Genomic DNA, 15334 nt, shown 5'->3' on the forward strand with positions numbered 1-15334 from the left:
TGTCCTGCTACCCGTCACTGTTCGGGCAGCCGGCATGATGCTGGGACCTTGCCGTGCTTGCCACGCCCGAGGGGCACCGCGCCGATGGACTCGGCGCGGTGCCCGGGTGGGTCGTGGTCAGCTGGTCATGCTGTTCATCCGCCAGACGGTCATCGAGTCCACCTTCGCCCCGTCGCCGAAGAGTTGCAGGCCCAACGAGTCGTCGCGGAAATCGTAGGCGCGCGTGGTGATCGACTTGAACGAGTCGGCGTACGCCTCAACCATCGAACGATCCAGGAAGACGTCCAGGGACACCTTGCCGCCGTCGAGGGCCAGCGGTCCGCTCTGCACGCCGAGATTGCTGTCGACGTCGGAGTTGTTCCCTGTCTTGGTCCGGTCCACGCCGAACGTGCCGCCGCCGGAATTGTCGTAGAAGAGGCGGGTGCGTTCCTCACCTGCCGGGCTGCGCAGTACGTCGAGGCCGAAGTTCTGAGCGGTTCCCGGCTCCATGGTCAGCCGGATGTGCAGCATGTCCCCCTTCACCGAGGCCAGGTTCGTGTTGACGTCGGCAATGCTCAGGGGGCCGGTGACGTCGACCAGCGGAGATCCGGCGTGCAGGCTGGTGAGCTCGTCGACCGGCTTGATTCCCAGGTCGCCGTCAGGAAGCATGCTCAGCTGCACCGGGAGCCCGGCGTTGTGTGCCCAGCCGGCGTCGTAGTGAGCCTGTTCGGTGCGCCGGTCCTGGGCGATGCTGAACACCAGGGACCGCCCCTTGGCGTCCACCGTCCCGCTGGGTCCGGTGAAGTGCTCCCCGTAGTCGAACATCCGCGGCGCCGCGCTGTCCGGCGTCCACGTGTGCGTCGCATGGTCCCAGGTACCGACCCAGTACAGGGTGTTCTTGCTGCTGTACGGGCTCCCGTTGGGGAAGGCCGGGTTGACGAGCAGCACGTTGCGCTGCCGCCCCTGGGCGTCCTTGCCGATGGGCAGGAAGACGGGCAGCTCCCACACCTGGCCCGACTTGGGGTAGGCGTTGACGTCGCCGGTCATCAGGGGGCCGACGTATGTCCAGTGTGTCAGGTCTGTCGAGGAGTACATCAAGGCCGTGCCGCCGACATCGGCGCCGCCGGTGGTCTGCACTCCGGAGCCCACCAGTTCGTACCAGACGCTGCCCTCCTTCCACACGTACGGGTCGCGGAACTCGCCGACGCGCACCTTGCGTCCAGTGCCTACGTTCGCGTTGGGATCCTGCTGGGTGACCAGCTGGGGATCCATCTTCCACTGTTCGAGGTCGGGGTCCGTGGGGTCGACCGGCCGGGCGGTGCCGACGGCCTGGTTGGGGTGCTGCGAGTCGTTGCCTGCGGTGAAGAACAGGACCGGGTTGCCGTTGGCGTCGGTGGTGGCGCCACCGGACCATACGCCGTCGGGAGCAACGCTGTCGGCGGTGGGCGCCAACGCCACGGGCAGGTCGCGCCAGTGCACGAGGTCCTTGCTCACGGCGTGTCCCCAGCTGATGTTGTGCCAGTAGGGGCCGTGCACGTTGTGCTGGTAGAAGAGGTGGTACTGCCCGTTGATGAAGATCGGGGCGTGCGGTTCGTTCATCCACGCGTTGGGCGGGGTGAAGTGGTAGCCGGGACGGTATTTGTCCCCGGCGTACTTCGACCGGTCCTCCGTCATGTCGGCCGTCGGGATCTTTCCGCCGACGAAGGTGGCCAGGTCCTGGCTGTGCTCCTGAGCGACCTGCGTGGCGTCCAGCGGCCGGTCGTATACCTTCACCTCGTCGATCAGACCACTGAACATGTTCACGGCGAAGGTGCCATTGATGATCTCGGGCTGGTTGTGCCGCCCGATCAGCAGCGGCACCGACGCGGGCTGGATCAGGGCGCCGACCGGAACGGCCGTCTCGGCCACCTGGGCGCCGTTGAGGTACAGCCGCATCAGCCCGTGCGCGGAGTCGAACGTCGCCACCACATGCGCCCAGGAGCCGGCGGTGAGTGCGGCAGACTGCGGCACAGTCACCTCGCGCCAGGCGTCGCCGGTGCCGACCCCCAGCTTCCACACGCCATGCCGTCCCACCCCCAGGGAGAAGCCGCGGTTGGCCCCGGCGTCCTGCTGGTTGACGATCGCCGAGACCTTGCCGGCGTCACCCCACTCGAAGGCACGCGGCGCGACCCACGCGTCCAGGGTGAGGCCGTCTGAGACCGCCGGCACCTGGGCGGCGCTGCGGGTCACCCATGTGGAATAGCCGTCGAACAGCAGCGCTTTGGACAGGACGCCCTTGCCCGCGTCGGCGGGCTGCCACAGCGGGTCGCTGTTCGGCTTGTAGACGGCGTTGTTGAAGACGTAGCTGATCGGGTCGGCCTGATGGCTGATCCGCTCGGTCGTGGCCGCTCCCTTGCCTTCGTCGAAGTTCCAGTAGGCGACCGGGCCGCCGTTCGGATCCTTCGGCTGGTCCAAGCCCACACGGACGTCGTCGAGGTTGATGTGGCCGAAGTCGCCCGTGGCCTGATCCACCACCTTGATCCGCAACTGCTGGCCGACCCGGTCCCGGACGTCCCACGTCACCCGCCGATATGCCTCGCCGTTCAGGCCGGTGGCCTTCTGGAGCACCGTGCCGTCCGCGAGCGTCAGGGCGACGTACAGGTTGTTCAGGTCCTGGCCGCCCGATACCAGTGCGCTGACCATTCCCGTTCCCGACAGGGTAAAGGCGTTCGAGGTCAACGTCCCCACGGCCGCGTCACCACCGGCCTTGAAGCCCCACAGGTGGTACGTGCCCTGCTGGTTGAAGCAGCAGCCCCAGCCCCAGCCGGTGTCGGATGTGACGGCCGCGGCCTGGAACGCGGTACCCGAGGGAGTCCATCCCGTCAGGTCACCCGTCTCGAAGTCCGGGTTGGCCAGGGTCGTCGATGCTGCCGCGTCGAGGCCGACGCGGACGTCGTCGAGGTTGATGTGGCCCCAGCCGCCCGTGGCCTGATCCACCACCTTGATCCGCAACTGCTGGCCGACCCGGTCCCGGACGTCCCATGTCACCCTCCGGTATGCCTCGTCGTTCAGGCCGGTGGCCTTCTGGAGCACGGTGCCGTCCGCGAGCGTCAGCGCAACGTACTCGTGATCGGGATCGTTGCCCCCTGACACCAGGGCACTGACCATCCCCGTACCGGACAGGGTGAACGCATCCGAGGTCAACATCCCCACGGCCGCGTCACCACCGGCCTTGAAGCCCCACAGGTGGTACGTGCCCTGCTGGTTGAAGCAGCAGCCCCAGCCCCAGCCCGGGTCGGAACTTACTGAGCCGGCCTGGAACGCAGTACCCGAGGGGGTCCAGCCACTGAGGTCACCCGTCTCAAAACCCGGGTTGACGATGTCGATTGCTGCTGCACTCGCCGACGGAGCGGTCAGCACGGAGCCGAGCGGCAGACACAGCAGCAGTGCGAGCAGCATGCGAACGAGGACGCGTCGTCCAGACGCAGCGGAGTGTCTACGCATGAGGTTCCCTCAGCATGACAGGCTTGCTAAATCGAATCTCCATGGACGCTGATGCTGGGGGCGTGCACGCTGCTAATACAAGGCATCACACAGCGCTCTTTGCTTATTCGTTACATTGAGTGGGGCTGTGGCCCCAGGCGAAGGTACGTATTAGCAGTCACGGCAAGTCCACCGCTGAGGCGGCCCGCGGCAGCCACGATCCCGCGACCTGCGGATCGACGTCTGGGATCAACCGCGGCCGACCACATCGCCACCGCCCAACTCGCCCTGGCCCAACTACCGAAGAAGTACCGGCGCGGGCGCCAGACCCTGATCCGCACCGACTCCGCGAGCGGCACCCACGACTTCGTGTCCTGGCTCGCGCGGCGAGGACGATGGCTGTCCTACTCGGTCGGCATGACGGTCACCGAAGCGATCCACGAACACGTGCTCAAGGTTCCCGCTTCGGCCTGGACCCCGGCCGTCGAGACCAACGGTGATACCCGGGACGGGGCCTGGGTCGCCGAACTCACCGGCAACGTCCTGCACACCTGGCCCACGGGCATGGGACTGATCGTCCGGAAGGAACGACCCCATCCTGGCGCCCAACTGAGGACCACCGATGCGGACGGCATGCGGATCACGTGCTTCGCGACCAACACCCCGGACTCGCCGATCGCCGAACTGGAACTCCGTCACCGGCTGCGAGCCCGGGCCGAGGACCGGATCCGCGCCGCCCGGGCCACCGGCCTGCGCAACCTGCCCCTGCATCGCACAGCCCAGAACCGGATCTGGCTGGAGATAACGCAGATCGCGCTGGACCTGCTGGCCTGGACGCCAATGCTCGCCCTGACCGGCACGGCCAGACTCTGGGAGCCCCGCCGCCTGCGACTCCGCCTGTTCACCACGGCCGGAGAACTCGTGACCACCGGCCGCCGACGAATCCTCCGCCTCGCCCGGCACTGGCCCTGGACCCCTCACATCACCGCAGCCCTCGACCGGCTCACCCACCTGCCCAACCCCGGCTGACCAGCAGATCCCCCGTCCCCACGACAGCAACCCAACACCCGGAACAGTGGAACCCGGCGCCACCCCGAGACGACACTCGGGTCTTCGGCCTGCACAACCTCAGCCCACAGCACGAAAACGGTCCACCGACTCCGTCGGCGGACCGTCACGAAACTTCGAGGCTAGCCTGTTGCGTGGCCACTCGGCGGTGGGCTGGGCGGTGACGCCGGCGAGGTGGAGGCGCCTGGTGCCGTGCTCGATGAAGACCAGGTGCGTACAGGCCTTTGAGGGTGACGGTGTCGAGGTGCAGGAAGTCGGCGGCGATGACGCCGTGGGCCTGGGAGGTGGGGAATTGACGCCAGGTCAGACCGGATCACTTTGGAGCGGGATCGATGCACTTCGGCGCCCAAGAAGCGGTGGCGTTCCGGGTCGGTGCAGCGCCGGATCCCGCCGACCGCGTGCCGGTCGCAGCGCCTCGCTCGCCCACTGCCGACCGCGTCGGCCACTGCATGAACCGCCGGCCCTGCGCGGCCGGTCGACCCCTTGCGGGGCTTCCGTGACGCGTGCCAGGCTGAATCCCCAGTGCCGCACAGGGATGCCCTCTGCGCGGCCCCGTACATCCCTGCATCCCCCCATCTGCGTGTGTGAGCGCTAACAAACGCTCCCTCACGTTGAGTACACTCAGGGAGAAACTCGTGGAACGCAAACGCAGAAGACTGCACGTCAGAACATGGCTGATCGGCCTGGTCTCCACGGCGCTGGCCGCCGTGGGAGTCTCGTTCGTGGCGACGTCCGCCCAGGCCGCGAGCGGCTGCCAGGTCGACTACAGCATCACGAACACGTGGCCGGGTGGCTTCGGCGCGAATGTGAGCGTTATCAACCTCGGTGAACCGATCACCAGCTGGCAGCTGACGTGGTCCTTCGCCACCGGCCAGAGCATCACCCAGCTGTGGAGCGGCTCCTACACTCAGAGCAGCACCCAGGTCACCGTGACCAACGCTTCCTACAACGGCAGCCTGGGCACCGGCGGATCCACCAGTTTCGGTTTCAACGGCGCCTACACCGCTGGCAACCCGGTTCCCACCGCATTCGCCCTCAACGGGACGACGTGCACCGGCGCCGTCACCACCACGCCGCCGACGACGCCCCCCACGACGCCGCCGACCACACCTCCCACGACGCCCCCCACCACGCCGCCGACGAGCCAACCGTCGACCTTCAGCAATCCCGTGCTCTGGGAGGACCTCGCCGACGCCGACGTCCTGCGGGTCGGTGACACCTTCTACTACTCGGCCTCGACGATGCACTACTCGCCCGGTGCGCCGATCCTGCGCTCCTACGACCTGGTCCACTGGGAGTTCGCCGGCCACTCGGTGCCCTCGCTCGACTTCGGCGAGAAGTACAACCTCAACGGCAACGGGCGCGCGTACGTCAACGGCGTGTGGGCCTCGTTCCTGAACTACCGCAAGAGCAACGGCAAGTTCTACTGGGGAGGCTGCATCGACTTCAACAAGACGTACATGTACACCGCCTCCTCGGTCGAGGGCCCCTGGACGCGGGGTTCGGTAATCAACAACTGCTACTACGACGCCGGAATGCTCGTCGACGACAACGACACGATGTACGTCGCCTACGGCAGCGGCACCCACTACGTCGCCCAACTGTCAGCTGACGGGCTGAGCCAGGTCCGCAGCCAGGCGGTGTTCACCGATCCGTCCAGCACCGGGACGACCGAAGGCAACCGCATGTACAAGGTGGGCGGGGACTACTACATCCTCGTCGACCACCCGGCCAACGCCGAATACGTCCTGAAGTCCACCAACGGGCCTTTCGGCCCCTACACCGAACAACCGCTGCTCAACAACGTCGGCACCCCCGTCGTCGGCGGTGGCGTTCCGCACCAGGGCGGGATCGTGCAGACGCAGAACGGCGACTGGTACTACATGGCCTTCGTCGACTCCTACCCCGGGGGACGCGTCCCGGTGCTGGCCCCCATCAAGTGGAGCTCCAGTGGATGGCCGGTCCTCCAGACCGTCAACGGCGGATGGGGTGCCACCTATCCGTACCCCAACGTGCCGGCTCCGCCGCGTGAGGTGAAACCCCCCACGGGCACCGACACCTTTGCCGGGCCCGCTCTCGGACCCGAGTGGGAGTGGAACCACAACCCCGACAACACCAAGTGGTCCGCGAACAACGGCCTGACCCTGCAGACCGCGACGGTCACCAACGACCTGTACTCGGCACGCAACACCCTGACCCACCGGATCCTGGGACCCACGTCCACCGCGACGGTTCCACTGGACTACTCGGGCATGCACGACGGGGACCGTGCAGGACTCGCGCTGCTGCGCAACTCCTCGGCCTGGATCGGCGTCAAGCGCGACACCGGCACCGCCCGCCTGGTGATGACCAACAACATCACCATGGACGGCAGCTGGAACACCACCAGTACCGGCACGGAAGTCGCGAGCACAGCGCTGTCCGGAGGGAAGGTCTGGCTGCGCGTCAACGCCGACATCCATCCAGGCTCCGGCAGGCAGGGACACTTCTCCTACAGCACCGACGGCGTCAACTTCACCGCCTTCGGGCCGGCCTTCACGATGGACAACAGCTGGCAGTTCTTCATGGGATATCGGTTCGCCCTCTTCAACTACGCAACCCAGACACTCGGAGGCTCCGTCAAGGTCGGCCAGTTCACCCTGTCCACGCCCTGACTCACCCCCCTGGGTGCGCCGTTGAACGAGCGGGCACCCGCGCGGAGGCGCGCGGCTGCCCGCTCCTGCGCCATGCCGTGCCAATGCCGCGCCGAACGAGCCCTCCCCCGTTACCGTCTTCGTGGGTGGAGCCCTTGCCACCCCTACTACCGCTGCTGACCCTGAGTACAGCCGGGTCGTGAGGTGGCCAAGGTGGGGAGTCACACAGCGAGGGCGCCGCCGACGAAGGTACGTTCTGGCGGTGACGCCACGAGTTCGACCATGATGCCGGCGCGGAGGTCATCGCCGACGACGCGCGTGATCGCGTCGGTGAGCCCGGTGCCGAGGCGCGCGGTGATCCGGGCAGCGTCAGGGCGGTCGAAGACGCCGGCGCGTACTCCCAAGATCACCGAGGCATTCGTGTCCACGGCGTGGCCACCCTGCGCGAAACGACCTGCGGGGACGCCGGCCAGGCGGACGCTTACGAGGTCGCGGGACCATTCGCCATAGACGTCGACGACAGCGTCGGTCAGTGCGGCGACGAGCATGGATTCCTTCCCGGTCAGCCTGCTCTCTGGAAGGTGGACGGTCAGATGCGGCATAGTGGACCTCGTTCCCTTTGAACACAAAGCATTTATTCTTAAAGGTATCTGGAAGAGGTCGCCGATGTCCACGGAATCGGACGGTCCAGCAGTCAATGAGGCCGTCCGCACCCTGCTGCTGCTCATGCCACGGCTCGTGGGCCGCGCCAAGCGCCTCCCCATACCTCCGGCACTCCAGGGTCTGGACGGGGCGCCGCGACACCTCGCACTCCTGGCCCACCTGGAGTACGACGGCCCCACCAGCATCAACGAGCTAGCCGCTCGACTGGAGGTGGCCCCGACAACTGTCAGCCTCATGGTCAGCGAGCTGTCACGGCCGGGCGTCCTGCAACGCACTGCCGATCCCTACGACCGCCGCCGGCGCATCATCGCCGTCGCCCCCGCCTACGCCGCACATGGCTTTCTGGCAGCGCCTCCGCCTGGGAATGCGTCATGCGCGGTCTCGATCCTGCCGAACGCGCCACAGTCATCACCGCCCTGCACACCTACGAGGCCGCCTTGGAGAAGGCGGGCGATCAGCATCGGAACGTGCAGCTGCGTTAGCGTGCCAAGGGGGTTCGGCTGGTCGCTCCCATGGGCGCCGGAGGTCTTCGGCGAGGGGGCGGGCGAGGCGGAGCTGGGTGTGGGCGGCGATGATGAGCCAGGTCCACAGGTCGGCGGTGTGTGGGTCGCGGACCTTCGGAACGGTCCAGCCAAGTGTCTGCTTGAACAGGCGGAAGGTGCGTTCAAGGTCGAATCTGCGGAGGAACGCCTGCCAGCGCAGGTCGATGTCCGCGCCCGACATGCCGGTGCGTGAGGACCACAACCAGACCGGTTTCGGGTCGCGGTCGCCGGGCAGGTGCTCGACCTTGAGGCGGATCAACGTGCCGTCGAGCAGGGGCAGTTCACCGCAGTGGTCGAGCCATGGGCCGCGGGCCTGGAGTCGGGGATGCATCCGGTCCCACGCGAGGGTCTCGGCCCTGCCGTAGCGGGTGGTGTCGCAGGCGGTGGCCTGGTCGGGGGTGTGCCAGGAGTCGGGCTTGGCGAAGGTGAGAACGCCGCCGTGCTTGCGGGGCTGCCCGCCACGCGGGGTGGAGCGGCGGGGACCGGCGTCGCGGAGTATCACGCGGTCCGAGCGCAGGCGGCCGACCAGCTCAACGGGCAGATCAGCAAGGACATAGGCAAGACGGGTGGCGTCGTAGCCGGCATCCATGACGATGAGGATGTCCGGGTCACCGGGCTTCCATTGGCCGGCTCGCATCAGGCGGGTGACGACGTCGCGAAGCTGGGCGGCTGTCACTGCGGTGGCGTCGTCGGCCGGACCCAGGCGGACCGCGTCCAGCAGGGCTGTCCACGAGGTGCATCCTGTTTCCAGCGCAGCTGGTCGGCGCTGCGGCCGCGGCCGTAGACGTGACAGAACAGCAGGTCCGGGCTGGTTGGTGCATCTGGCCGCAGCCAGTTACTGACACCTACGGCGAGAACGATCCGCCGTCGGCCCGCCCGCGGCAGAGGTGTCGCAGCAAGGAGCCTGCGCAGGCGGCGTGGTTCCAGCCAGCCGTAGTTGACCGCGTCGTACATCGCCCCGTGCCCACGCCGGTGCTCCGCGGCGAGGGACAACTCGACCAGGGCCTTCACCTGGCCATCGGCGCACAACACCGCATCGGTCAGCTCCAAGAGCGCGTCCGCACGCTTGTAGAGGCAGTCGTAGAACTGGACACGAAAGTGGGACAGCACGTCCAGTGCGCTCTCAGCGGGACCTGCAGGAGCCAGACTCATCACAGCGGCCGTCCTTCACGCGACGTTGCTCAACACCTCGAAGCGTGAAGAACGGCCGTCTTGCTGTCACTCGACCACCCCCACTCGTCAGCCGCCCTGCAGGCTCCGTTCCCAGGTTACTAGGACTATGTGACACATGGTCAGGTGCACGGTTATGCCGCGCATCAGCTGTGGGCCGCGGCAGCGGTCCCCTTCAGGGCGTCGCACGCCCGGCAGGCTCCCATTACCGACGCGGAACACGAACGTGCAGGTCAAGCCCGAACAGCACGGCGGGGAAAGTCACAGCCGGTGCGGCAATAGGCGACAACACACGGCGAGGAAACCGGAAAGGCCGCCCCCGCATGTCTACGGAAACGGCCTCCGACCTGCGAAAACTACCTCGCCGCGACCAACGCCTTCGCCTTCCTTCGCCTGCTGGCGCATCCACGGCGAACTCGCCACTCTGGGTATCAAAGTCGCAGCCTCCACCGTCTGGGAGATCCTCAAAGAGCACGGCCCACCGGTGTCCGAGCCACAGAGCACGACCTGGGCCGACTGAGCTTGTTCCGCTTTGACGGACACCATTGGTGTGGTGGTCAGGCTGCTGCGCGTCGATCCGTCCTCCGTACGGCGCTGGCGTGCCGAACGACCGCCGCAGGGACCGCCCTTCCTTCGCCTGTCCGACCGCGTCGTCCTTTACGACGACAATGACCTGAAGGAACGTCGCTTGTGCCGTGCGCTCAGCTCGTGGCGCGTACCGCTTCGCGGATGAGGTCCGCGACCGCCTTCGGATGGGAGAGCGCGACCGCGTGGGACGCAGCCTCAATCTCGACGACGGCCGCACCCGCCCGCTTCGCGGCGAACCGCTGCACCTCCGGGTCTATGCCCCGGTCAGAGCCGGCCACGAGTGCCCAGGACGGCTTGGTCTTCCACGCGGCTGCCGAGGCCGTCTCCGTGAACACGGACCCGGCCAGTGGTCGCTGCGACACCGCCATCCACTTGGCGACGTCAAGGGGCACGTCGGCGGCGAACACCGACGGGAAGGCCTCCGGGACGAGGGTGAGTTCGACGGCCGGGTCGCCGCCTGCCACAGGGTAGTGCCACTGCTTCAGGCTGCTGACCAACGGCGTGTCGGGGAAGTCGCCTTGCAGTCCGCCCATGCTCTCGCCCTCTTCGAGTACGTAGGCCGCCACGTAGACCAGCCCGACGACGTTCTCCGTCATGCCGGCCACGGTGATGAGCGCACCGCCGTACGAGTGGCCCACCAGCACAACGGGGCCGTCGATCTGCGCGGCCACGGACGCCAGGTACGCGGCATCGGAAGCAAGGCCGCGCAGCGGGTTCGCCGGCGCCACGACAGAAATGCCGTCACTCTGCAGTGCGGCGATGACCCCGGACCAGCTCGACGCGTCGGCGAACGCGCCGTGCACGAGGACCACCGTGGGTGTGGACGTAGACATGTTCTCGCTCCTTCGGCGGTCAGCGGGCGTGCAGGGCGGTGCGCAGCGTGCGGACGGCCAGGGTGATGGCGGCCTCGGCGGCATGGGTCTCGCGCAGGGCGTCGAGCATGACGAAGTCGTGGATGATCCCCTGGAAGCGCACGGCAGTCACCGCGACGCCGGCTTTGCGCAGCCTGTTGGCGTAGGCCTCACCTTCGTCCCGCAGAACATCGGCCTCTCCCGTGATCACGAGGGCGGGGGGCAGACCCGTGAGCTGCTCGGTGGTGGCACGCAGCGGAGACGCGGTGATCTCGGCGCGCTGCTTCTCGTCGGTGGTGTACTGATCCCAGAACCACTGCATTCCGTCGCGGCGAAGGAAATAGCCGGTAGCGAACTGGTGGTAGGAGGCCGTGTCGAAGTTCGCGTCGGTGACCGGGTAGAACAGCACCTGCTGGACAAGCGGGACGTCCCCGCGCTGCTTGGCCATCAGCGTCAGCGCGGCGGTCATGTTGCCGCCGACCGAGTCCCCGGCCACGGCCAGCCTGGAAGCCGACAGCCCCTTGGACACGCCCTGCTTCACAACCCACTGCGCCACCGCGTAATTCTGCTCGATGGCGACCGGGTAGCGGGCTTCGGGGGAGAGATCGTACTCGGGGAAGACGACGGCCGCGCCGGCGCCGACGGCGAGCTCACGCACCAGACGGTCGCGCGTGTGAGCGTTGCCGAACACCCAGCCGGCACCGTGGATGTAGAGGATCACCGGCAAGGAACCCTCAGCTCCGGCCGGCTTGACGATGCGCACCTGGACGCTTCCAGTGGGGCCACCCGAGACGGTGATCCACTCCTCGTCGACGTCCGGCTTCTCGATGTCGCCGGACTGCACCTCGTCGACGGCTTTGCGGCCCTCGGCCGGGGCGAGATCAAACAGATAGGGCGGGTTGGCGGTGGCCTCAGCGAAGGCCGCTGCCGCCGATTCCAGTATCGGCGTGATGGGCTCTGCAGCATTGGGCATGCGGGTTTACTCCTGAGTTCTCGTCCAGTCTGCCGGACCCTCCTGAGTGGAAGTACTCATAACGCTAGACCCGCAATCCGGGCACGAGTTACCCAAGAGCGCACTGCCCCAGCCCCTCAGCGCACCACGGGGCGGCCTCGTACCGCCGACTGATTCGAGGCTCCGAAAATCGTTCACTCCCGGACAACACTCCGTGCGCTCTCGGACAAGCCGCACAGCCGCTGCATTTTGAAGTCCTTCGGCTGACCCGCGCTGTCACCGCGCGAACAGGATCAGCCGCCGCCAGAAGCACTCCTACGGCAAGATGTCCGGCTCCAGCGCGGAATGTACCGCATCACGGCGCGCGGCTGGATTCGGCCGCCGGCAGTGTCCGGTCTCCCGGGAGTCCCTCGCTGGTGACGAAAAAGAAGGCGGGCAGCAGGATGAAAACAGCCAGCGCGATCAACGGCGTGACCAGGTCTCCCACCACTCCGGCGATGGTGTAGAGCAGCAATCCGCTCCACGACCGGACGAGTCCGTGCCGGACGTAGGTGGGCTCCACCGAACCGTCCAGAAGTTCGGGGTGCCGGTTCAGATGGTGGTAGAGCGTTGTCCAGCTCAGGCACATCGCCGCGGCAATACCTGCGTAGAGCGCGACGGCGATCCGGGCATCAGTACCGGAGACGTCGGCCTTGAGCGCCTCGGCCACGACGGCGGTGGGGAACGCGAGTGCCGCCGTCGTGAACAGAAGGAACAAGTTCGCCGCGTGCAGTCCCCGGTCCATGTTCCGGATCCGCACGAAAGCCTGGTGGTGGTTGAGCCAGATCACCGCGATGTAGCTGAAGGATGCCACGTAGCCGAGATAGGCGGGCCACTGGCGCGCGAGTGCGTGCCCGAGGCTCCCCGGTCGATGGGGAGGGGTGGCGAGACCGAGCACCAGAATGGTGACGGCGATCGCGAAGACACCGTCGCTGAAGGCCTCCGCACGGGCTGTTTCCGACCGGGAGAAGCGTGGGACGGGCACGCGGGGACGGGACATGGAAGGACTCCTCGCATCCTCGGAGTGGGCGCGTCCGGTGGTGGCGGGGCGAAAAGGTGCCCGAATGGACGGAAGCGTTTTGCAGCGGGCGTCGGCGCAGGTCAACCGGCTTTGCGGTCGGCCTCGGTGAGGCAACCCCACACCCCGTAGGCCTGGGCCGTCCGCAGCGCGAAGCTGGCGCAGGACCGGCGGACCGGGCAGGTCCGGCAGATCGACTGGGCTCGCCGTTCGCGCCGGCGTCGCTCGGAGCCGCGTTCGTGGGGCGGGGAGAAGAAAACGGAACTGTCCATGCCTCGACAGGACGCCGCGCTCTGCCAGTCCCACTCGGTGAGAAGGGGCTTCGCGCTGAGTGGCTTCATCGCACTTTCCTCCCGCTCAGCCCTGGACGGGAGGAGCCACGACGAGGTGATCCGCCAACGTCCGGACATGACTCCCGTTTGGTGCGAACAATCTGCTTGACCGTTCCGAACTCCTGGATCAACTGACCCTTCTGGTGCAGTAGCGACTGACCGGCCATGATTGGCTCCTGATCATCGGTGAGTTGCAGCCCCAACCACCGAGGCGGGGGGCTACAACACCAGGGGGATGCGGTCAGCCGATGGCCTGGACGGCTTCGCGGATCAGGTCGGCGACGCGCTTGGGGTGGGCGAGCATGACCAGGTGGGAGGACTCGACCTCGATCGTGGTCATCCCTGCGCGCTCATAGCCGAACCGTTCGACATCGGGGTTGATGGTGTGGTCCGCCGAGGAGACCAGTCCCCAGGAGGGCTTGCTCTTCCACGCCGCGGCCGGCGCCGCCTCGCCGAAGGCCTGTGCGGCCAGGGGGCGCTGGGAGACCGCGAGCACCTCGGCGAGATCGTGCTCCACGTCCGCGGCGAAGATCGCCGGAAACCTGGCGACGTCCACGGAGACGTCGCTTCCCGTCTCGGTGGAGCCTTCGAGTGGGAAAGGCGTGAAGACGAGGGCGGCGGCCAGGTCCGAGTCAGGGAAGCGGCCCTGCAACTCGCCGAGGCTCTCCCCCTCCTCAAGTGCGTAGCCGGCCAGGTAGACCAGGGCCTTGACGTTGTCCTCGACACCCGCGACGGTGATGACCGCGCCGCCGTAGGAGTGACCGACCAGGACGACGGGGCCGTCGATCCGGCGGACCACCGAGGCGATGTACGCGGCGTCGCCTATCAGGCTGCGGTTGGGGACGGCCGGGGCCACCACCTTGAGGCCGTCGGCCAGCAGTTCGGGGATGACTCGGGCGTAGCTGGAGGCGTCGGCGAACGCCCCGTGGACCAGGACGATCGTGGGTGCGGTGGTCTGGGACATGGGTCCTCCTTCAGGAGAGCGGGCACTGCATCGGTGGGGCAGCTTCCCCTCGGGGTTGCTCGGGGAGTCAGGCGGTGTACAGGGCAGCGCGCAGGGTCTGGACGGCGAGGGTGATGGCACCCTGGGCGGCCTGGGTGGAGCGCAGCGTGTTGAGCATGACGAAGTCGTGGATGATGCCCTGGAATCGCACTGCGGTCACCGGGACGCCGGCCCTGCGCAGCTTGTTGGCGTAGGCCTCGCCCTCGTCACGCAGCACGTCCGCCTCACCGGTGATGACGAGCGCCGGGGGCAGGTCGGCGAGCTGCTCAAGGGTGGCACGCAGCGGCGACGCGGTGATCTCGGCGCGCTGCTTCTCGTCGGTGGTGTACTGGTCCCAGAACCAGAACATGCCGTCGCGGCGAAGGAAATAGCCGGTAGCGAACTGGTGGTACGAGGGAGTGTCGAAGCCCGCATCGGTGACCGGGTAGAAGAGCACCTGCTGGACAAGCGGGACGCCGCCGCGTTCCTTGGCCATCAAGGTGAGCGCGGCGCTCATGTTGCCGCCGACCGAGTCACCGGCCACCGCCAGCCGGGTCGCGTCGAGGTTCTTGGTGGCGCCGTCGGTGACGATCCAGCGGGCGACGGTCCAGTTCTGCTCGATGGCGACCGGGTAGCGCACCTCGGGCGAGAGGGAGTATTCGGGGAAGACCACGGCGGCCTTGGCGCCGACCGCCAGTTCGGCGAAGGCCTGCGCCTCCGGCTCCAGCACGGGACCGGTGGTGGCGGTGTCGTCGTCGGACATTCCCTGCTCCCTGAGCGTCGCGGTTGGGGATGGTCCCCAGACTATGAATCCGCAACGTGGAGGTTTGCGCGCCCGCGCACGGGGTCTAGGCCGCCAGCGCACCGTGCCGCCGACCGGCCGGGCGACATGCCGTGGGCCTCCCTGAAGACCCGGCTGGAATGGGCGGAACTGCTGAGCCCCAGCGGGCCGCGACGGCGCCGACCGCCGGGCGGCCTCGGAGGCGGGCTGGTTACTCCCGCGCAGCCGCCAGGGCCTTCCGTGCGCTGTTGGTACAGCGGTCATACGCACGCGG

The 15334-nt window shown here is 67.6% G+C and carries 8 protein-coding genes and 4 pseudogenes; 3 read left to right on the top strand and 9 right to left on the bottom strand.

Annotated elements, in window-relative coordinates; genetic code table 11:
* Positions 1–117 precede the first annotated feature (117 nt).
* Entirely contained in the window at positions 118–3417 is a 3300-nt protein-coding gene (locus tag NFU81_RS18905; protein ID WP_251491452.1) for a LamG-like jellyroll fold domain-containing protein, read from the bottom strand.
* A 228-nt stretch (positions 3418–3645) separates the two neighbouring features.
* Between NFU81_RS18905 and NFU81_RS18910 the strand changes: the two are divergent.
* Together NFU81_RS18910 and NFU81_RS18920 are read left to right on the top strand one after the other, a co-directional pair.
* Positions 3646–4470: pseudogene (locus NFU81_RS18910) on the top strand (transposase); the annotation flags it as partial.
* Between the two features lie 674 nt (positions 4471–5144).
* Positions 5145–7163: a family 43 glycosylhydrolase gene (locus tag NFU81_RS18920; protein WP_251491454.1), complete on the top strand. Its 2019-nt coding sequence runs from the start codon at positions 5145–5147 to the stop codon at positions 7161–7163.
* Positions 7164–7363: 200 nt separating this feature from the next.
* On the opposite strand, the gene NFU81_RS18925 is transcribed toward NFU81_RS18920, so the two are convergent.
* Positions 7364–7744 carry a tautomerase family protein gene (locus NFU81_RS18925; RefSeq protein WP_251491456.1) on the bottom strand — a complete coding sequence of 127 codons (381 nt, stop codon included), beginning with the start codon at positions 7742–7744 and terminating at the stop codon, positions 7364–7366.
* 124 nt (positions 7745–7868) lie between these two features.
* Here NFU81_RS18925 and NFU81_RS41595 point away from each other — a divergent pair.
* Positions 7869–8057 (top strand): annotated as a pseudogene (locus NFU81_RS41595) (winged helix-turn-helix transcriptional regulator); the annotation flags it as partial.
* A 243-nt stretch (positions 8058–8300) separates the two neighbouring features.
* On the opposite strand, the pseudogene NFU81_RS18935 reads toward NFU81_RS41595, so the two are convergent.
* From NFU81_RS18935 to NFU81_RS18965, 7 genes and pseudogenes are all read right to left on the bottom strand, one after another.
* A pseudogene (locus NFU81_RS18935) lies at positions 8301–9499 on the bottom strand (NF041680 family putative transposase); the annotation flags it as partial.
* 719 nt (positions 9500–10218) lie between these two features.
* On the bottom strand, positions 10219–10938 hold the full coding sequence (locus NFU81_RS18940; protein WP_251491458.1) for an alpha/beta fold hydrolase: 720 nt from the start codon (positions 10936–10938) through the stop codon (positions 10219–10221).
* Positions 10939–10957: 19 nt separating this feature from the next.
* Positions 10958–11929, bottom strand: coding sequence for an alpha/beta hydrolase (locus NFU81_RS18945; protein WP_251491459.1), 972 nt, complete (start codon positions 11927–11929; stop codon positions 10958–10960).
* 334 nt (positions 11930–12263) lie between these two features.
* Positions 12264–12947 (bottom strand): TMEM175 family protein, encoded by a 684-nt coding sequence (locus NFU81_RS18950; RefSeq protein ID WP_251491461.1) that lies wholly within the window; start codon positions 12945–12947, stop codon positions 12264–12266.
* Positions 12948–13048: 101 nt separating this feature from the next.
* Positions 13049–13375 carry a WhiB family transcriptional regulator gene (locus NFU81_RS18955; protein ID WP_308208301.1) on the bottom strand — a complete coding sequence of 109 codons (327 nt, stop codon included), beginning with the start codon at positions 13373–13375 and terminating at the stop codon, positions 13049–13051.
* Positions 13376–13538: 163 nt separating this feature from the next.
* Positions 13539–14261: an alpha/beta fold hydrolase gene (locus tag NFU81_RS18960; RefSeq protein ID WP_251491465.1), complete on the bottom strand. Its 723-nt coding sequence runs from the start codon at positions 14259–14261 to the stop codon at positions 13539–13541.
* A 67-nt stretch (positions 14262–14328) separates the two neighbouring features.
* Positions 14329–14979, bottom strand: a pseudogene (locus NFU81_RS18965) (alpha/beta hydrolase); the annotation flags it as partial.
* Positions 14980–15334: the final 355 nt, after the last annotated feature.

It is taken from the genome of Actinacidiphila cocklensis (assembly GCF_907177275.1).
Taxonomy (GTDB): Bacteria; Actinomycetota; Actinomycetes; order Streptomycetales; family Streptomycetaceae; genus Actinacidiphila; species Actinacidiphila cocklensis.

What these genes read in the sequence shown, in the direction of transcription:
- NFU81_RS18905 (WP_251491452.1), bottom strand. Translation starts at nt 3,417, where the DNA reads ATGCTGCTCGCACTGCTGCTGTGTCTGCCGCTCGGCTCCGTGCTGACC.
- NFU81_RS18945 (WP_251491459.1), bottom strand. Translation starts at nt 11,929, where the DNA reads ATGCCCAATGCTGCAGAGCCCATCACGCCGATACTGGAATCGGCGGCA.
- NFU81_RS18925 (WP_251491456.1), bottom strand. Translation starts at nt 7,744, where the DNA reads ATGCCGCATCTGACCGTCCACCTTCCAGAGAGCAGGCTGACCGGGAAG.
- NFU81_RS18960 (WP_251491465.1), bottom strand. Translation starts at nt 14,261, where the DNA reads ATGTCCCAGACCACCGCACCCACGATCGTCCTGGTCCACGGGGCGTTC.
- NFU81_RS18955 (WP_308208301.1), bottom strand. Translation starts at nt 13,375, where the DNA reads ATGTCCGGACGTTGGCGGATCACCTCGTCGTGGCTCCTCCCGTCCAGG.
- NFU81_RS18950 (WP_251491461.1), bottom strand. Translation starts at nt 12,947, where the DNA reads ATGTCCCGTCCCCGCGTGCCCGTCCCACGCTTCTCCCGGTCGGAAACA.
- NFU81_RS18940 (WP_251491458.1), bottom strand. Translation starts at nt 10,938, where the DNA reads ATGTCTACGTCCACACCCACGGTGGTCCTCGTGCACGGCGCGTTCGCC.